This window comes from Vreelandella profundi (genome assembly GCF_019722725.1).
Taxonomy (GTDB): domain Bacteria; phylum Pseudomonadota; class Gammaproteobacteria; order Pseudomonadales; family Halomonadaceae; genus Vreelandella; species Vreelandella profundi.
This window is the reverse complement of sequence record NZ_CP077941.1, coordinates 2,787,878-2,806,459: the sequence shown is the minus strand read 5'-3', so window position 1 is coordinate 2,806,459 and position 18,582 is coordinate 2,787,878. Positions and strand designations below refer to the sequence as shown.

Here is an 18,582-nt window from a genome sequence, read left to right as displayed (position 1 = left end):
TTAGTGCGCGTTGCGCGCACTAACGAAAAACGCCCATGCTGATAGCAGCACGGGCGTTTTTCGTTCATGTCGAGAAGCCTTAATTAAAATCCTCCAGTGCTTCACGATATTCAATGAAGTCTTCACGGCGCTGTTCAATGCGCGCCAGTGCTCGATCATCGTACTCACGTTCAGCGGCATCTTTGGCGATGGAAAGCTGTCGAATGCCACGGTCCACGCTGCCGGTTAGTTGGAGATACTCTGCGCGGGCTAAATGCCCCCAGCCGTTATGCCCGCTGCGGCCGGCAGCTTCGGCGAGCAGATTAAAGCCCTGTGGGTCTTCGGGGTTCTGAGCCGTAATGTCGTTGAGCAGTTGATAAGCCGCCTGAGGGTCACGCTGCAGCTGCGCTTCAGCCAATATCAGTTGAGCCGGCAAGTAGCTGGGCATAAAACGTAGCAGTCGCTGACTGCGCTGAATGGCATCATCGTAGCGGCCTGCTTCTAGCGCGACGCTCGCGGCGGAGGCGGGCAGCATGGCAAAGTCGGGGTGCTCGTTGGCAAGCTTATCCAGCTGTTCTAAGGCGCTATCGTTCTGACCGTTGCGGGCGGCGATTAGCGCGGCTAAATAGTCCTGAGCGGCTTGTTCACCGCCTTCCTGGGCAAGGCGTGTGGCTGCACGCTGGGGCGTGTTGGCATAAAGGCTCAGCAGCGCACGGGCGCGTATCATGTCGTAGAGCGTGTCGCTGGTATAGGCATCGGCAATATTAAGCTGCGCGGCACGGGCTTGCGCGGCGCTTAACCGGCTGTCTGAGATGGGGTGAGTCAGTAAAAACTCGGGCGGCGTGTCACCCTGCAGGCGAGACATGCGCTGCATTGCTCTAAACATGCGCACCATGGCTTCTGGGTCGTAGCCAGCGCTAGCCATCGCCTGTAAGCCTATGTTGTCGGCCTCTTGTTCAAACAGTCGCGAGTAGCTGAGCTGGTCTTGAATGAGCGCTGCTTGAGAGCCCATGGCGGCCGCCATGCCGACATCGCCGGCGCCACTCGCGGCGATGAGCATGCCGGCCAGCATGGCGGCCATGGCGGGCAGTTGAGTCTGCGACGCGCGGGCGCTGCCTCGGGCATAGTGGCGTTGCGAAAGGTGGCCTAGCTCATGGGCTAACACCGAGGCAAAGGCGCCTTCATCCTCCGCGAATGCGAAGAGCCCCGAATTAATGCCCACCACGCCGCCGGGGACGGCAAAGGCGTTAAGTGAGCCGTTATCCACCATGACGGTGATCGTGCGCAGCCCGCTAATTTGGCTATGCGGCGCTAGGCGGGCAATGAGGCTTTGTAAATAATCATTGGTAATAGGGTCTTGCCACTGGGGGGCTTGGGCACGAAACTGACGCAGCCAGGCGCGTCCCAAACGATACTCTTCATTACTCACCGATGTAGACGCTGCGCCTAGGCTCGGCAAGCCGTAGTCGTTGATAGCCGCGCTTGGCGGGCTAAACAGTAAGCTGCCGCAGGCGCAAGCGAACGCACATATCCAACCTGGGTAAGCAGTACGAAGGGGCAGCATGGCATCCTCATCGGTAGTGGTTAGACGCAGTGGCGACAGTGAATAGGGCTGTGACATTGATAAAGGCGGGGAAGTGCCGTTAAATCGCTAGTCTAATGAGAACAGCCGTTAAATAAACAGTTTATGCATCAGTCTACACAACAGTCTATGCAACAATGCTGTGAATATGCAGGGTCTTTTGAAGGAGGGGCTATGTCTAAGCAAGAACGGCCTGAGCCAACGGGTGGCTTTCAGCCCGACACGGTGCTAGACGCTAGCGGTCTACACTGCCCGCTGCCTTTGCTAAAGGCCAAGCAGGCCTTGGCCGGCCTGTCAGCAGGGGAGCTGCTTGAGGTGCGTTCAACCGACGCCGGCTCGTGGCGCGATATGGCGTCATTCGCCGAGCAAAGCGCGCACACGCTGGAAGGGCGCGAGCAGCGCGACGATGTTTATGTTTACTGGATACGTAAAGCGGGAGACGCGCACCGATGACTCTGCGCACGATTCTAAAAAGCTGGGTTGAGCGCTACTTCTCTGATGAGGAGGCGCTTATCCTGCTGGTGGTATTAGTGGCAGGTTTTGCTGCGATTATCTGGTTCGGACGCATGCTGGCGCCGTTTTTTACCGCCCTGGTCGTCGCGTTTTTACTGCAAGGTGTGGTGAGCGCGCTTACTCGCAGAGGCGTCCCGCACCTGCTCGCGGTCATCATGATTTTTTTAGCTTTTATCAGCGTATTACTGACGCTGGCGTTTATTTTGATGCCGCTGATTTGGAATCAGTTGGTGGGGCTGGTGCAAGAGACGCCGCGAATGTTTGCTAGTGGCCAGGGCTGGCTGGATGAGCTGCAGGCGCGCTACCCGAATATTATTACCCCGGATCTTATGCAGAACTGGATTGGCGTGGCCAGTCGCGAGATTAGCCAGCTGGGCCAGCGTGCCTTAACGCTGTCGCTGGCCTCGCTGGGTAATATCATGTCGCTGATTATTTACCTGGTACTGGTGCCGATTTTGGTTTTCTTTATGCTGAAGGACAGCAACGTACTAGTCGGCTTTATGCTTTCGCTACTGCCGCAGAAGCGCACGCTGCTGTCGCGGATATGGCGTGAGATGGATAATCAAATTGCCAACTACATTCGCGGCAAGTTCATCGAAATAATTATTGTGGGCACGGTGACGTTCTTTGTCTTCACCCTCCTGGGCGTGCCGTATACGGCGCTGCTCGCTGTGCTGGTAGGGTTTTCAGTGTTGGTGCCCTACATCGGCGCGGCAGTGGCTACGCTGCCCGTTGCGGCAGTCGCAGGCTTTAACTTCGGTTTTAGTGAAGAGTTCATGTATGTGATGGTGGCTTATGGCGTTATTCAAGCGCTGGATGGCAACGTGCTGGCTCCGATCCTGTTCTCTGAAACGAATAATATTCACCCCGTTTCGATCATCGTAGCGGTGCTGTTTTTTGGCGGCATTTGGGGCTTCTGGGGCGTGTTCTTTGCGATCCCATTGGCGACACTGCTTAAAGCGCTGGTTTACGCCTGGCCGCGCAGCATACAGGGGCGTGATCAGTCTATTGTTTTACAAGGCCACGGGCCACAGGGCGATGTTCTGCAAGCCCCTGGTCCAAAAGGGTAAGTAGCACTGCCTGTTGCGTCCGCGCTGGTGGCTCAAGTAACCAACGCGCGGGCGCAAGCAGACTTCACGAATTAGCTGGCCGCGTTGAGCGCTTCGGTTGCAGCAAGCACCTCGTCGGCGTGACCCGCTACTTTAACGCCGCGCCACTCGTTGGCTAGCTTGCCGTCTTTGTCGATTAAGAAGGTGCTGCGTTCAATCCCCAGATGCTCTTTGCCGTACATTTTCTTTAGCTTGATAACGTCAAAAAGCGTACAAACGCTTTCATCCTGGTCAGAGATAAGCTCAAAATTGAAATCCTGCTTGGCCTTAAAGTTTTCCTGAGCACGCAGGCTATCGCGAGAAACTCCTAGAATAACCGTGTTGGCGGCATCGAATGCCGGCTTGCGGTCACGGAAGTCACCGCCCTCGGTGGTGCAGCCGGGCGTGCTGGCTTTCGGGTAGAAGTAAACGACGACGTTTTTGCCGCGCAGTGCCGACAGCGTCACGGTGATGTCGCCAGTAGCGGTGGCGGAGAAATCTGCAACGGGCTGGCCGACTTCAATAGGCATAATGCGTCCTTTTTTAGTGTGGGTGTTAAGATCGATTATTGAGTGTGATTACACGTAAGCCGAGAGCCGTTGTCAAAGCTAAACCAGGCGCGCGGAAAAAATCACGCAGTTTTGCGCTGTACAGGCTTGAGTCGCCTGAGTACCATTTGCATCTCGGTACGGTGCGGTCGCTTAGTTGAGGGTGTCCCAGTAGCGCTTGTTTTCGGTAAAATAGTTCGGTAAATACGCCGATAGTTGATATTACAATTTGGCTGGTGAGGAATAAACGGATGATCACAGGCAGCATCGTCGCCCTGGCGACGCCAATGAAAGTCAATGGCGACATCGACTGGGAGGCGCTTCGTCGTCTAGTGAATTTCCATCTCGAGAATGGCACCGATGCCATTGTTGCTGCTGGCACTACAGGCGAGCCGACCACCATGTCGTTTGCGGAGCACTTTGATGTGATTCGCAGCGTCGTGGAAGAAGTGAATGGCCGTATTCCTGTGATTGCAGGAACGGGGGCCAACGCAACGTCTGAAGCCGTTGAGCTTGCGCGCTACGCCGGTGAAGTAGGCGCTGACTACTGTCTGTCCGTCTGCCCTTACTACAACAAGCCTACCCAAGAAGGCCTTTATCAGCATTTTAAAGCGGTCGCCGAGGGCAGCAAGCTGCCGGTGATCCTCTATAACGTGCCGAGCCGTACCTGCTCCGATCTGTACAATGAAACGGTCTTACGCCTGGCCGAAGTAGATAATATTATTGGTTTAAAGGACGCGACGGGGAACCTCGAGCGTGCGGAAGATCTAATCACTCGCCTCAAGGGCACTGGCTTTATGCTCTACTCTGGTGACGATGCGACCGCCTGTGACTTTATGTTGATGGGTGGTCACGGCGATATTTCAGTGACGGCTAACGTAGCCCCGCAAGCGATGCATGATCTATGTGCCGCGGCGGTGGCGGGTGATGCCGATAAAGCGCATCAAATTAATACGCTGCTGATGCCGCTGCATACCAATCTCGGGATAGAGTCCAACCCTATTCCGGTGAAATGGGCATTGAATCGCATGGGCTATGCCGATGCGGGCATTCGTTTGCCGATGACTTGGTTGTCAGAAAAATATCACGCCACGGTTAGTGAAGCGCTTCAGCTCGCGGGTGTGGTGGAGGAGTAATCTGACGCGATACCTTTTTATCCAGCGCGCTCATGCTGCGCTGGATACCTGATTTGTTGACTTAAGGTGGCTTGATGAGCTCTGTGCTTGAAAAACGTGCGCTTAAATGGATACCGCTGGCTCTTGCAACGGCCGTCACACTAACAGGCTGCGCGCGGGATGGTTTTTACGATGACCGCAACCTGGACTATACCGAAGCCACTTCGGCACCGCCGTTGATATTGCCAGAGACCCGTAATACCGAGCGCTACCGCGATGCGCTGCCGGTCCCTCAAGCGGCATCTCAAGGTACACGGCTTGACGAGGCAGCCGATATTCGCCCTCCGCAGTCACTGACGATTGGCAGTGGGCTAGAGCCTGAGTATGTTGAGCGCCGCGAAGTGGGTGATCAAGTCTGGCTAGTGGTCGCGGCTGATACCGGTACCGTGTGGCCGCAGCTCGAAGAGTTTGTGCGTAGCCGTCAACTGTCCGTGCAGGACAGCAGCGCCTCGCAGGGCATTATCGTTACATCACAGGCGGATATACGGCTACAAAGCGCACTGCGCTCCGGTAGCAGTGAAGTGCGCTGTGAGCGTGGCGGGCAAACCATGGCGAGCTGCTTGGATGCATTGGAAAGCCATTTGAGCTCGCGCAGCGCATCCGCAAGCTTGTCTTCTTCGTGGACTGCTCAGCGCCTTACCGATGAGCAAACGTTACAAATCCGCCAGCAGGGCGATGAGTGGGAAGTCGTTATTCCACAGTCGATAGACCGCGTTTGGGCTGAGCTGAACCACTATCTTGAATTGGATTTTGCCCAGGAAGGTCAGCGTGATTTGCTCGCCGCTGACCCCGACGGGCACTCATTCCTGGTCGAATATATGACCAAAGCCGAGAGTGAGCGCAACCCGTTACAAATTATCTTCAGCCGCGATGTTCGCAAGATGTCTCAAGAAATTCGCCTGGCTCTGCAGTCCAATGGCGACCAGACCGTTCTGCGAGCCATTAATGCTGGCGAGCGTGCATTCAGCGCCGATGATCAGCGCGAGCTGCTAGAGCGTGTTTCCGGCTATTTACGTTAATTTGACTACCCTTGATCCCTTTCGGAGCCCCCATGGAAAAGCGCCAAGAACTCTACGCCGGTAAGGCGAAATCTGTGTATACCACCGACGATCCGGATTTGTTGGTGCTCAATTTTCGGGATGACACCAGCGCCTTTGATGGCAAAAAAGTGGAGTCGCTGGCCCGTAAGGGAATGGTCAATAACATCTTTAACGCTTTCATTATGGAGCGGTTACAGGAAGCCGGTATCCCGACCCATTTTGAAAAGCAGCTTTCTGACACGGAGAGCTTAGTTAAAAAGATGCAGATGATTCCCGTCGAGTGCGTGGTGCGCAATATCGCCGCTGGGGGCCTCGTTAAACGGTTAGGCATTGAAGAGGGGATAGCGCTTACCCCGCCAACCTTCGAGCTGTTCTTGAAGAATGACGAGAAGGGCGACCCGATGATAAACGAGTCGTTAGCGGAGACGTTTGGCTGGGCAACGCCCGAGCAGTTAGCGCAAATGAAGGTGTTAACCTTTAAGGTTAATCATGTCCTCAAAGCGCTGTTCGCTGAGGGCGATATGCTGCTAGTGGATTACAAGCTGGAATTTGGCGTATTCAAAGGCGAGATAGTGCTGGGCGATGAGTTCTCCCCGGATGGCTGCCGTCTATGGGACGCTAACACCCGTGAAAAGCTCGATAAAGATCGCTTCCGTCAGGGGCTAGGCGGTGTGATTGAGGCCTACGAAGAAGTTGGCCGTCGCCTGGGTATTACGTTCCCCGCCTAAAGCGTCGGCGTGTTTTATTGCTGCTCGTAAGATTCGATAGCCACCACCTCTAGCGTGGTGGCTTCGCTTTTTTGGCATTGCTGAAACTTAACGTCCACATCACGAAGGCGTACTCCGTATAGGCGGCCAGAGGCCGTGTCTTTTTGCTGGTAAGCCGGTCTCGGGTCTTGTCTCAACACTTGTTCTATTAGCGCGTACAATATGCCGCCATCCTGCCGTTGCGCAAGCGTAGCCAGCGCCGATGGATGAAAAGTGACTGCAATCAGTGACGGCGTCTCTGGCGCAAACCCAGCGCGCGCATCAGGCAGCGCCTCCACCCAGGGCAGGTAGGGTTTTATATCCAGCACCGGTGTACCGCTGACCAAGTCGCAGCCCGACAGCGTCAGCGTCACGCCGTCTTGAGTATTAATGTCCGTTAAAGCGACCAGTGAAAGCCCTAAGCGATTCGGGCGATGCGTGCTGCGGCTGGCAAAAACGCCTACCTTTTTGTTGCCTCCCAGGCGCGGTGGCCGTATTAGCGGCGACCAGCGCTCAGGGCTTTGATGAAAAACAAAGGTTAGCCACAGATGGCTGAAATCTTCCAGGCCGCGCACTGCTAACGGGTCGTTATAAGGGGGCGTGAGTACCAGCGTGGCCCGTGCGGCCGGTGCGAGCCCAGGCTGGCGCGGAATCCCGAACTTGTCCGGGTAATCGCTCACCACATGGCCAATGGGAGAGAGCGTAAAATGCTCGCTGTGCAGGGCGTCGTCCATCACACTGCCTTTTACTGGAAACGGGCCGCGTAGTATAAAGCAGGCCGGAAGGTTAAGTGTGATCGAATGATTCTTTATTGAATGAACCTTTATCAAATGAACGCCGAATAGCTCAGAGGTGACATATGACCAATACCGAGGAGCACCAAACAGCAGTGCCCACCAGTGCGCGAGTGATTTATCGCGCGGCGCTGGCCCGCGACGCGGCTGATCAGGCGGAAGTGTTTTATCACGCTGTAATGCAGGGCGCGGCGACCCACTACACGCTCTCCGAGAGACGTGCGTGGGCTCAGGCCTTGCCGCGTGAGGGCAGCGCGTGGGCCGTTCGCCAAGCGCTGTATACCACGCTAGTAGCTACTTGCGATGGCCGGTGTATCGGGTTTCTGGAATTGGACTTATCCACAGGGCGAGTTGAGACGCTTTATGTATGGCCTTCATTGGCAGGCCGCGGCATTGGTACGACGCTGCTTGTCCACGCAGAGCGCATGTTGCTTGAAGAAGGCAAGGGGCGGGTGGAGATAGAGGCCAGCCTGGTGCTGTATGAACGCCTGCTGCGCCGCGGCTGGGAGAGCCACGGTGAACAGTGGGTAGAGCGCAGCGGAGAACGACTCCAGCGTTACCGGCTGTCAAAGTCTCTTAGCGCCGTTGAAACGTAGGTCGATCCGTAAGAGCCCTTAGACGCTGTAGCTGCGTGTAATGCGCATCGAAAGATCAATCGAGGCAACATCCTTGGTGAGCGCGCCGCTAGAGATGCAGTCGACGCCGGTGTCAGCGATTGCGCGCAGGGTACTGGTATCCACGTTGCCTGAGGCTTCCAGAGTGGCGCGGCCACCGTTAATTTCGACCGCAACGTAAAGATCTTCAATGGCGAAGTTGTCGAGCATCACGATATCGGCACCGGCGGCCAGCACCTGGTCCAATTCCTCAAAGGTTTCGACCTCAACTTCTACCGACAGGTCGCCGGCAAGCTTACGTGCCTGGGCGACAGCCGCTTGAATGCCGCCGCAGGCGGTGATGTGGTTTTCCTTGATCAAAAAGGCATCCCAAAGGCCGAGCCGATGATTGTGGCCGCCACCGCAGGTAACCGCATATTTCTGCGCTAGGCGCATGCCTGGCAGCGTTTTGCGAGTATCGAGCAGGCGTGCGCTGGTGCCTTCAATCAGGTCTACATAGGTGCGTGTGGTGGTGGCCGTGGCAGACAGCGTTTGCAGCACATTGAGGGCCGCGCGTTCACCGGTGAGCAGCGTCCGGGCGGGGCCTTCCAGGGTCAAGAAGCACTGGCCGGCCTCAAGCCTATCACCGTCGACGGCGTGCCAGCTTAAGCTTACGCGGCTATCTAAGCGGCGAAATATCTCGTCCACCCAGGCTGCGCCGCATAGTACGGCGGCTTCGCGAGTAATAATATCTGCCGTGGCCCACTGATGCTCTGGAATCAATTGCGCGGTAATGTCGCCCGGGCCAACGTCTTCTGCTATCAGGCGAGCAGCGCTGGCGCGGATTTCTTCGGCAAGAGCAGATTGATAATGCATAGCGTTGGATTCTCTGAGCGTCTTCAAGTGTGTTCGGCCAGTATAATGAAAGAAAGCGGTGAATGAGAGCGCTAACGAAGAGGAGGCCTTGCGCGTGGAAAATCAACAATCCCCTAGCGGCTGGTGGCAAAGTGCACGAAAAGTCGTCTCGCCTAACGTTGATAGTCGGCCTGACGGCGAAGTGTCACTGCTAGTGATTCATGCGATAAGCCTTCCGCCGGGTGAGTTTAGCGGTACGGCGATTGAAGCGCTGTTTACCAATCAGCTGGCGATCGATGAGCATCCTTTTTTTGCGAGCATTGCCCATTTAAGAGTGTCTGCTCACCTGCTGATACGCCGCGATGGCGAGTGCGTTCAGTTTGTTGATACCGACCAGCGTGCCTGGCATGCAGGACGTTCTTGCTGGTGGGATGCGCGGCAAGCTATGTGGCGTAGGACGCTTAACGATTTCTCAGTGGGTATTGAGCTTGAAGGGGATGATGTAACACCGTTTACTAAAGCGCAGTATCTGGCGCTGGCACTGGCGACCAGGTGGTTGTTCAGCCGCTACCCACAGCTCGATAGTGGGCGTATCACCGGTCATGCGCATGTCGCGCCACTGCGCAAAACAGACCCTGGGCCCGCCTTTGACTGGGCGTATTTTTATAGGCTGCTAAAAGAATAGCGGTGAATGCTAATGCTCATCAACGTACTCCTATAAGTGCTTCAATAGCTAAATAATAAAACGGTAGTTTAATTACAGGGTGAAGGCATTTAGTCATACTGACTGATGTTCTATAAATCGCTTATGTTGCAGTGCAATAGTTTGTTTTCGATAGGCTTTTACGTTGATCTAGAATTGGCAGCGTGGCGACTTTGCGGTATCTTCACCTATACAAAAGGCTAACTTTTACGACATTTGTGTAGCTTTACTACATCAAGGCGTACGTAGCTTATTGAATGTAGAGCGAAAACCCTATCCGGCAGTCATTTGCCGGCTAAATATTGGTGCGTAGTGGTATGCCACACCACCGCCCCAGGCCCTACCGGGTAGCGGGGATTATTGTCATTTATCGTCATTCGGAGAGACCTCTATGAGTCTGAAGACAAGAGAAGATCTCGATCCGATCGAAACTACGGAATGGATAGACTCCTTAGAATCGGTGTTGGATCGTGAGGGCGAAGATCGTGCCCGCTACCTAATGACCCGCCTGGCGGATCGTCTGCGCCGGGACGGGATGAAGGTACCCTTCTCGGTGACAACCCCGCACCGTAATACGATCCCGGTTCATCGCGAAGCGCCGATGCCTGGCGATTTGTTCATGGAGCGCCGTATCCGCTCCTTGATTCGTTACAACGCTATTGCGCAGGTCATTCGCAATAACCGCGCTAACCCGGGCCTGGGCGGCCATATTGCCAGCTTTATGTCATCGGCAACCCTGTATGACGTAGGCTTTAACCACTTTTTCCGCGCTCCTAAAGACGACTTCGCCGGTGACTTGATTTATATCCAGGGTCATGTGGCGCCAGGTATCTACGCCCGCTCTTTCTTAGAAGGGCGCCTGAGCGAAGCGCAGATGGACAAGTTCCGCCAGGAAGTTGATGGCGATGGCCTGTCCTCTTACCCGCACCCGTGGCTGATGCCGGACTACTGGCAGTTCCCCACGGTATCGATGGGGCTAGGGCCGATCCAGGCGATTTACCAGGCTCACGTGATGAAGTATCTGCATCATCGCGAGCTGAAAGATATGCACGACCGTAAGATCTGGTGCTTCATGGGTGACGGCGAGTGTGACGAGCCGGAATCTCTGGGCGCTATTTCGCTGGCGGGTCGTGAAAACCTCGACAACCTAATCTTCGTGATCAACTGCAACCTGCAGCGTCTTGACGGTCCTGTTCGCGGTAACTCGCGCGTCATGGATGAGTTCGAAGGCGTATTCCGTGGCGCTGGCTGGAACGTTATTAAAGTCGTTTGGGGCCGCCACTGGGATCCGCTGTTCGAGAAGGATAAAAAAGGCATCCTTCAAAATCGCATGGACGAAGCGGTCGATGGCGAGTACCAGAACTACAAAGCCAACGGCGGTGCCTACACCCGTGAGCACTTCTTTGGTAAGTATCCAGAAACCGAAGAGATGGTTAAAGATCTCTCTGACGACGATATCTGGAAGCTTAACCGTGGCGGCCATGACCCGTTCAAGGTCTATGCGGCGTATAACGAAGCGGTCAATACCTCTAACGGCAAGCCGACGGTCATTTTAGCGCATACCGTAAAAGGCTACGGCATGGGTAGCGGCGATGGTGAAGCTGAGAACGGCGCGCACCAGGTCAAGAGCATGGAATACGAAGCGCTCAAGACCTTCCGTGACCGCTTTGGCATTCCGTTGACCGACGAGCAGCTGAAAGACGTGCCTTATTACAAGCCGGATGATGAATCTCCTGAGCTTAAGTACATGCATCTTCAGCGTGAACGCTTGAATGGCTATCTGCCCAGCCGTCGCAGTGATTTCGAAGCCTTAGAAATCCCTTCGCTGGAAGATAAGACCTTTGCCTCGCAAATGGTTGGTTCGAAAGGCCGTGAAGTCTCCACCACAATGTCTTTTGTGCGGATACTCAATGGTTTGGTCAAGGATAAAAAGCTGGGCAAGTATGTTGTGCCGATTATCCCTGATGAAGCGCGTACCTTTGGTATGGAAGGCATGTTCCGTCAGCTAGGTATCTATACCGCTGAAGGTCAGAAGTATGAGCCGGTCGATAAAGGCCAGATCATGTTCTACCGCGAGGATCAGAAAGGTCAGATCCTTGAGGAAGGTATTACCGAGCCGGGCGCCATGTCTGCCTGGATCGCCGCGGCAACGTCCTACAGTAATAACCATGTGACGCTATTGCCGTTCTACATCTATTACTCAATGTTTGGTTTCCAGCGTATCGGTGACCTGGCGTGGGCGGCGGGTGATCTGCAGGCGCGTGGCTTTATGGTTGGCGGCACGGCGGGGCGTACTACGCTTAACGGCGAAGGGTTACAGCACCAAGATGGCCATAGTCTGCTTCAGGCGTCGCTCATCCCTAACTGCCGTAGCTACGACCCGACCTATGCGCATGAAGTGGCGGTGATTGTTCAGGACGGTTTGAAGCGCATGTTCACCGATAAGGAGAACTGCTTCTACTACTTGACCGTGATGAACGAGAACTACGAGCACCCTGTGCTAGAAGACGTACCGGCCGACGATATCGTCAAAGGTATGTACCTGCTGCGCGAAACCAAGGGTGATAAAGGCCGCGTTCAGCTGCTTGGTTCTGGCACCATTCTGCGTGAAGTGGAAGCGGCTGCCGAGCTGCTTGAAAACGAGTGGGGCATTGGCGCCGACATCTGGAGCGTGACCAGCTTTAACGAGCTGCGTCGTGAAGCGCTGCTGCTAGATCGTGAAGCCTTCCTAAGCCCAGATGCTGAAGCGCTCAAGCCGCACGTCACGAAATGCTTGGAAGGTCGTGAAGGGCCGGTAATTGCCTCTACCGATTACATGAAGCTCTACGCTGATCAAGTGCGTGCTTGGGTACCGGGCGACTACACTGTACTAGGTACCGATGGCTACGGCCGTTCGGATACCCGTGAGAAGCTGCGTTACTTCTTCGAAGTTGACCGTTACTTCGTCACCGTTGCCGCGCTGCGCGCGTTGGCAGATCGTGGCGAGATTGATCGCAAGCTTGTCGGGGAAGCGCTGAAGAAGTATGGCATTGATGCCAGTAAGCCTAATCCGCTGACTAGCTAAACCGCTGCCCGGTGGGCAAGTGCCCACCGGCTCGATCCGATTTGGAAGGAGCGCGACCTTGAGTAGCGAAATCATCAAAGTTCCCGATATCGGTGGTGATGCCGATGTCGAAATCATCGAGATTGCGGTGTCAGAAGGCGACGTCATTGAAGCGGAAGACACCCTGATCACTCTGGAATCTGACAAAGCCAGCATGGATGTACCTGCCCCAAAAGGCGGCAAGGTCATTAAGGTGCTGGTCAAAGAAGGCGATACCGTTTCTGAAGGGGACGATATCGTTGAGCTAGAAGTTGAAGGCGGCGACGAAAGTAGTGACGAGAGCGACGATGCGCAGCCAGATGCCGCACCGGCGAAAGAAGATAAAGAAGAAGACAAACAAGAAGACAACGCTAAAGAGCCCTCTCAAGAGCAGAAGCCTGCTGCTAAAAAGTCGGCCGGTGGTAAGCAAACGGTTGATATCATAGTGCCTGACTTGGGCGGCTCTGATAGCGTCGAAATTATTGAAGTCGCCGTGAGCGAAGGCGATGAAGTAGAGGCTGAAGACACGCTGATTACTTTGGAGTCTGATAAGGCCTCCATGGATGTGCCCAGTCCCTATAGCGGCAAAATCGTTACCTTCACTGTGAAAGAGGGCGATACCGTTTCCGAAGGCGATGTTATCGGCCAGATGGAAGTCGCGGGTGAAGGCGGCGAAGAAGAGACTGAGGAAGCATCTGACGAGGAAGCTGCTAGCCAAGCCAGCAGCGAGCCGGAAGAGTCGTCTGAAGAAGATGATGATCAAGAAGAGGCTACAAGCGGCGAGCCGGAGCGTAAAGAAATTCGCGTGCCGGAGATGTCAGGTGCCTCTGACGTGCCGATTATTGAAATTGGCGTGGCCGCAGGCGATGAGATCAACGTGGAAGATGCGCTGATCACGCTGGAATCTGACAAAGCCTCTATGGACGTGCCCAGCCCCTATAAAGGTAAGCTCATTGAGCTAACCGTTAAAGAGGGTGACACCGTTTCTGAAGGCGATGTGATTGGCTATATGGAAGTGGCTGCTAGCGGTAAAAAAGCCGCGCCGAAAAAGCTTGCATCTGAGAAAGCTGAGCCTAAGAAAGCTGCGCCTGAAAAGGATAAAGGCAGTGCTAGTCAAGCCAGCGCTAAGGCCTCAGCCTCACCGGCGGGTACGCCAAGCCCTGAAGCACAGATGGCGGCACACAAGCCCCGTGATGGCAAGCTCGTTCATGCCGGACCTGCGGTACGTATGCTGGCCCGTGAGCTGGGTGTCGATATCGGTCTAGTGAAGCCTAGCGGCCCGAAAGATCGCGTGCTGAAAGAAGACGTGCAGTCTTACGTCAAGCAGGCAATCGCCAATCAGGGGGCTGCTCCGCAAGGCGCAGCAGCGGCCACTGGCGGCGCGGGTATTCCGCCAATCCCCGCCGTCGACTTCAGCCAGTTCGGTGAAGTGGAAGAGAAGCCGATGGGACGCCTGCTCAAAATGGGCGCTACCAACCTGCATCGCAGCTGGCTTAATGTGCCTCACGTCACGCAGTTTGACGAAGCGGACATTACCGAGCTTGAAGCCTTCCGCAAAGCCATGAAGGCTGAAGCCGAAGCGCAGGGGGCTAAGCTCACGCCGTTACCGTTTATGGTCAAAGCCTGTGCTTTTGCACTGCGTAAATTCCCGCAGTTCAATGTCAGCCTGAAGGGCGATGGCGAAACGCTGGTATGGAAGAACTATGTCCATATTGGTATCGCGGTTGATACCCCCGATGGTCTGATGGTGCCTGTCCTGCGTGATGCCGATAAAAAGTCCTTGATTGAGATTGCGAAGGACATGGCTGATCTGGGCAAAAAAGCACAAAGCAAAAAGCTCAAGCGTGAAGAAATGACCGGTGGCTGCTTCACTATTTCAAGCCTCGGTTCGATTGGTGGTACGGCATTTACACCGATCGTCAACGCGCCGGAAGTCGCTATTTTGGGTGTGTCGAAAGCGCAGATGAAGCCGGTATGGGATGGCAATGCCTTCCAGCCGCGTTTGATGATGCCGCTTTCGCTCTCTTATGACCACCGGGCGATCAACGGAGCCGATGCAGCACGCTTCACCGCCTTCTTGGCAGACGTACTAACTGATATTCGTCGTTTACTTCTGTAATCGATAGAATTAAAGTTTCACAAGCGGCGCCCCTCGGGGCGCCGCTTGTGTTTAGTGTGAATGCGGCGCGCAGGATAATGGCATTTTTAGTTCTAAAGGCGACCAAAGTAGAGTTTCAAACAGCTATTTGTGCTCACCTAGCTGTTTTAATTTAAAAAAATGAAATAAAAACGCGTCTCTCAGGCTTTTGGGGAGTTGTGTCGTCTGGTGGGCACGGTTATTGTCGGGTAATAGTTTTTTTCATATTTTTTAAACTTTAAGGAGCAGTGTCATGCGTTTAATCCTGTTGGGTGCCCCCGGCGCCGGGAAGGGGACTCAAGCTCAGTTTATTTGCGAGCAATTTAAGATTCCTCAGATTTCCACCGGGGATATGCTGCGCACTGCCATTAAAGATGGCACTGAACTGGGCCTGAAAGTAAAAGAGATCATGAACAGCGGCGGCTTGGTGTCAGACGACATCATCATCGACCTGGTCAAAGAGCGCATCAGCCAGCCGGACTGTGAAAACGGCTTTCTATTTGATGGCTTTCCACGCACGATCCCCCAGGCTGACGCAATGAAAGAAGGCGGCGTTAAGCTAGACCACGTGGTCGAGATTGCCGTGCCCGATGAAGAAATCGTCAGCCGTTTGGCCGGGCGTCGTGTTCATCCAGCCTCTGGTCGTGTCTACCACGTTGAGCATAATCCGCCCAAAGAGCTGGGCAAAGATAATGTCACCGGCGAAGCGCTTATTCAGCGTGAGGATGATCAAGAGTCCACGGTGCGTAATCGTCTGTCGGTTTATCACGATCAAACGGCCCCGCTGGTCGACTACTATCAGCAGTGGGCAGCGGAAGACGCTGAAAGCGCGCCGAAATACCACCGCATTGAAGGCGTAGGTAGCGTGACCGATATTACCCGCCAAGTGAAAGACGCGCTGGGCTAAGTAGCAAAACGCAACGCATCGGCTATACACAGCACCTTGACGATGGCTCGCTTTAAGCGGGCCATCGTCGTGTTAGCGTGGTGGGGGTATAATGTCGCAACGTTTCTTTCGAGTGGCCCTTTGCTATGCCGTTATATCTGCTTGCCCTTGACGCCTCATCGAGCGCTTGCTCCGTCGCTCTGCTGCGCCAAGAAGACGCCTCTGCCGCTGAGCATCTAGCGCCAGAACACCTAACGCCAGAGAATCCGAAGACCGAATGCCTGGCACGTTTTGAGATGACGCCTCGCGCCCATACGCGTCGACTATTGCCGATGGTGGATGAAGTGCTTGCCGAGGCGCAGGTAACTCCTGCTCAGCTTGATGCCGTCGCGTTTGGCCGCGGCCCAGGATCATTTACTGGCTTACGCATTGCGGCGGGGGCTGCCCAGGGGCTTGCCTTTGGTCTGGATCGTCCGCTTCTGGGTATTTCTACGCTGGAAGCGCTCGCCCTTCAGGCACACCGACGCTATCACTTGCGCCATGTTGTGACGGCTATCGATGCCCGTATGGGCGAGGTATACGCCGCGACGTGGCATTGCTTGAAAGACACCGTGACGGCGATGAGCGCAGAGGCCGTGTTAGCTCCGGAGGCGATGCGCCTGCCGAGCGGAGAAACCGACTGGGTCGGCGTTGGCAGCGGCTTTACGTTATGGAAGCGCTTCACGACCGATGTTCAGCTTAGTATGCCTCAGCACCTGTGCGACCTTGAGCCTCGCGCTGAAGAAATGGCATGGCTAGCGGCGCGTGATTTTGCTGCCGGGCTTGGCCAAGCGGCGCATCTGGTTCAGCCGGTTTATCTGCGTAACGACGTCGCTTGGAAAAAGCCCGCATGAACGGTGTTGAGGATGACGTTGAGAGTGATGTTGAGGGCAATGTAGAGCTGGATGTTAAACATATCGCTTTGCCAGCGGGACTGCGCTTGATACACGGCGATGCAGGGCTGGCGCTGGTGGGTGATGAAGCGCGTTACGGGAAGCCGCTAAGCGTTGATTTTACGGCGGGCAAGGCTGCCCATCGACGCCGCTTTGGCGGTGGGCGTGGTCAGCTAGTCGCCAAAGCCTGCGGGCTGAGTAAGGGCGTATCACCCAGCATTGTTGATGCGACTGCAGGGCTGGGCCGCGATGCTTTTGTGCTCGCAAGTCTCGGTGCGCAGGTGCTGTTAATTGAGCGGGTAGCGGCGATTGCCGCGCTGTTGAAAGATGGTCTGGAGCGGGCGTTGAAGCATAGCGAAACGGCAGATATTGCCGCACGCATGAGGCTCGCACACGGCGATGCTGCTCAATCGCTGGCGGCGCTGGTTACCAGCGCCTGTTTTACGCCGCAGGTGATACATCTTGACCCTATGTTTCCCCACCGTGAGAAGTCTGCGCTGGTGAAAAAAGAGATGCGCCTGTTTCGCGAGCTCGCCGGTGATGATAACGATGCCCCGCGGCTGCTTGAAGCCGCGCTTGATGTGGCGACTCATCGCGTGGTTGTGAAGCGTCCACGCAAGGCGCCGCCTATTGCTGGGCCTGCGCCTCAGCACACGCTAGAAGGCAAAACCAGTCGCTATGATTTATACGTCCATCGTTCGTTAGTACGCTAGCTCATCGGTAAAGTAAGGAGTACCCATGCAGAATGCGTGGCGAGAAGGGAATCAATTTACGCTACTGCCAGAAGCCACGCGCTTTCTGCCAGCCATGCTTGAAGCGGTTAATGCCGCGCAGCACTATGTGCTGGTAGAGCTTTATCTGATGGAGTCGGGTGAGCTGGCTAGTCAGGCTATTGATACGCTCATTGACGCAGCAGGGCGCGGGGTCTGCGTCTGCCTACTGCTTGATGGCTACGGTTCGATGGGGCTGTCCAACGATGACCGGCAGCGGTTGAAGCAGGGCGGCGTGCAGCTGCGCTTTTTTAATCCGCTGGGCTTTCACTCTTTAGCGCTGAACTTAAGCCGCGACCACCGTAAAATTGTCGTGATAGACGGTGAGATAGCGTTTACCGGTGGTTTTGGCGCGGTCGATGAGTTTCTCAATGCCTGGTACGAGATTGCGCTGCGTATTGAGGGGCCGGTAGTGGCTGACTGGGAGCTGCTGTTTCGGCGGCTGTGGCATTCGCGGCTAACGCGCGCCGAAAAGGGTGATGAACGTGCGGTCGGCCTGCCTGAAAGGCGCGAGCCGCAGGAACAGCCTAACGGCATGCCAGGGCGTGCGATGTCGGCACGGGGCTATCGTTATCAAGCCATTCGTCATTCATTGCACGGGCGTGTGAATAACGCCAAAACGCAGCTGTGGCTATGCACACCGTATTTTGTGCCAACGTTTGCCCTGCGCCGCCGCTTAGTTCGAGCGGCGCGGCGCGGTGTTGATGTGCGCTTGCTGCTGCCCGGTGCCAAGCATGATCACCCTGGCGTTCGTTTTGCCGGCCAGCGTTTTTATCAGACGATGCTTAAGGCCGGAGTGCGTATTTTTGAATTCCAGCCGACGTTTATTCATGCCAAGTTTGTACTCGCCGACGAGTGGATAAGTATCGGTTCGTGTAATTTTGATCACTGGAACTTGCACTGGAACCTAGAGGCCAATCAAGAGGTAATGGACCCACGGCTGGCAACGGAAGTACGCCAGCTGTTTGAGCGCAACTTTGCCACCAGCCAAGAAGTGGATGCGGCCACGTGGGCAGCGCGGCCCTGGGGGCAGCGCGCCAAAGAGTGGATCTATGGAATTCTAGATGCGGCGGTGACGCGTATCAAATAGCGCTTGAGAGTAGCTCTTGAAGCCAGCTCTTAAAACCAGCTCTTAAGATCAGCGGTTGGAGATGTTCAA

The 18,582-nt window shown here is 55.2% G+C and carries 17 protein-coding genes; 13 read left to right on the top strand and 4 right to left on the bottom strand.

Features of this window, described 5'->3' with window-relative positions; genetic code table 11:
* Nucleotides 1-79: 79 nt before the first annotated feature.
* Nucleotides 80-1,543 (bottom strand): M48 family metalloprotease, encoded by a 1,464-nt coding sequence (locus KUO20_RS12845; protein ID WP_235040245.1) that lies wholly within the window; start codon nt 1,541-1,543, stop codon nt 80-82.
* A gap of 192 nt (nt 1,544-1,735) precedes the next feature.
* Here KUO20_RS12845 and KUO20_RS12840 point away from each other — a divergent pair, with 192 nt between their 5' ends.
* The gene (locus KUO20_RS12840) at nt 1,736-2,014 is read left to right on the top strand and encodes a sulfurtransferase TusA family protein (protein ID WP_235040244.1); all 279 of its coding nucleotides are present in this window, start codon (nt 1,736-1,738) and stop codon (nt 2,012-2,014) included.
* A complete protein-coding gene (locus tag KUO20_RS12835; protein ID WP_235040243.1) occupies nt 2,011-3,144 on the top strand; it encodes an AI-2E family transporter in 1,134 nt (377 codons plus the stop codon). The genes KUO20_RS12840 and KUO20_RS12835 overlap by 4 nt, the downstream gene beginning before the upstream one ends.
* A gap of 71 nt (nt 3,145-3,215) precedes the next feature.
* On the opposite strand, the gene KUO20_RS12830 is transcribed toward KUO20_RS12835, so the two are convergent.
* Nucleotides 3,216-3,692: a peroxiredoxin gene (locus tag KUO20_RS12830; protein WP_235040242.1), complete on the bottom strand. Its 477-nt coding sequence runs from the start codon at nt 3,690-3,692 to the stop codon at nt 3,216-3,218.
* Nucleotides 3,693-3,961: 269 nt separating this feature from the next.
* Here KUO20_RS12830 and dapA point away from each other — a divergent pair, with 269 nt between their 5' ends.
* From dapA to purC, 3 genes are all read left to right on the top strand, one after another.
* Entirely contained in the window at nt 3,962-4,846 is an 885-nt protein-coding gene (dapA, locus tag KUO20_RS12825) for a 4-hydroxy-tetrahydrodipicolinate synthase (protein ID WP_235040241.1), read from the top strand.
* A 74-nt stretch (nt 4,847-4,920) separates the two neighbouring features.
* Complete coding sequence (bamC, locus tag KUO20_RS12820; protein WP_235040240.1) at nt 4,921-5,904, top strand: outer membrane protein assembly factor BamC; 984 nt, start codon at nt 4,921-4,923, stop codon at nt 5,902-5,904.
* Nucleotides 5,905-5,936: 32 nt separating this feature from the next.
* Nucleotides 5,937-6,653: a phosphoribosylaminoimidazolesuccinocarboxamide synthase gene (purC, locus tag KUO20_RS12815; protein ID WP_235040239.1), complete on the top strand. Its 717-nt coding sequence runs from the start codon at nt 5,937-5,939 to the stop codon at nt 6,651-6,653.
* A gap of 14 nt (nt 6,654-6,667) precedes the next feature.
* Here the strand turns inward: purC and tsaA are convergent, their stop codons facing one another.
* Nucleotides 6,668-7,405: a tRNA (N6-threonylcarbamoyladenosine(37)-N6)-methyltransferase TrmO gene (gene tsaA / locus KUO20_RS12810; RefSeq protein ID WP_235040238.1), complete on the bottom strand. Its 738-nt coding sequence runs from the start codon at nt 7,403-7,405 to the stop codon at nt 6,668-6,670.
* A gap of 125 nt (nt 7,406-7,530) precedes the next feature.
* Here tsaA and KUO20_RS12805 point away from each other — a divergent pair, with 125 nt between their 5' ends.
* On the top strand, nt 7,531-8,061 hold the full coding sequence (locus KUO20_RS12805) for a GNAT family N-acetyltransferase (RefSeq protein ID WP_235040237.1): 531 nt from the start codon (nt 7,531-7,533) through the stop codon (nt 8,059-8,061).
* 18 nt (nt 8,062-8,079) lie between these two features.
* Here the strand turns inward: KUO20_RS12805 and nadC are convergent, their stop codons facing one another.
* Nucleotides 8,080-8,934 carry a carboxylating nicotinate-nucleotide diphosphorylase gene (gene nadC / locus KUO20_RS12800; RefSeq protein WP_235040236.1) on the bottom strand — a complete coding sequence of 285 codons (855 nt, stop codon included), beginning with the start codon at nt 8,932-8,934 and terminating at the stop codon, nt 8,080-8,082.
* A 94-nt stretch (nt 8,935-9,028) separates the two neighbouring features.
* Here nadC and ampD point away from each other — a divergent pair, with 94 nt between their 5' ends.
* The 7 genes from ampD (at nt 9,029) to KUO20_RS12765 (ending at nt 18,513) form a co-directional block, all read left to right on the top strand.
* The gene (gene ampD / locus KUO20_RS12795; protein ID WP_235040235.1) at nt 9,029-9,598 is read left to right on the top strand and encodes a 1,6-anhydro-N-acetylmuramyl-L-alanine amidase AmpD; all 570 of its coding nucleotides are present in this window, start codon (nt 9,029-9,031) and stop codon (nt 9,596-9,598) included.
* A 409-nt stretch (nt 9,599-10,007) separates the two neighbouring features.
* Complete coding sequence (gene aceE, locus KUO20_RS12790) at nt 10,008-12,680, top strand: pyruvate dehydrogenase (acetyl-transferring), homodimeric type (protein WP_235040234.1); 2,673 nt, start codon at nt 10,008-10,010, stop codon at nt 12,678-12,680.
* A gap of 58 nt (nt 12,681-12,738) precedes the next feature.
* Complete coding sequence (aceF, locus tag KUO20_RS12785) at nt 12,739-14,817, top strand: pyruvate dehydrogenase complex dihydrolipoyllysine-residue acetyltransferase (protein WP_235040233.1); 2,079 nt, start codon at nt 12,739-12,741, stop codon at nt 14,815-14,817.
* A gap of 271 nt (nt 14,818-15,088) precedes the next feature.
* Nucleotides 15,089-15,742, top strand: a complete 654-nt coding sequence (adk, locus tag KUO20_RS12780; RefSeq protein WP_235040232.1) for an adenylate kinase — start codon at nt 15,089-15,091, stop codon at nt 15,740-15,742.
* A 125-nt stretch (nt 15,743-15,867) separates the two neighbouring features.
* Nucleotides 15,868-16,614, top strand: a complete 747-nt coding sequence (gene tsaB / locus KUO20_RS12775) for a tRNA (adenosine(37)-N6)-threonylcarbamoyltransferase complex dimerization subunit type 1 TsaB (RefSeq protein WP_235040231.1) — start codon at nt 15,868-15,870, stop codon at nt 16,612-16,614.
* Nucleotides 16,611-17,366: a class I SAM-dependent methyltransferase gene (locus KUO20_RS12770; protein ID WP_235040230.1), complete on the top strand. Its 756-nt coding sequence runs from the start codon at nt 16,611-16,613 to the stop codon at nt 17,364-17,366. The genes tsaB and KUO20_RS12770 overlap by 4 nt, the downstream gene beginning before the upstream one ends.
* A 25-nt stretch (nt 17,367-17,391) precedes the next feature.
* Nucleotides 17,392-18,513 (top strand): phospholipase D-like domain-containing protein, encoded by a 1,122-nt coding sequence (locus KUO20_RS12765; protein ID WP_235040229.1) that lies wholly within the window; start codon nt 17,392-17,394, stop codon nt 18,511-18,513.
* Nucleotides 18,514-18,582: the final 69 nt, after the last annotated feature.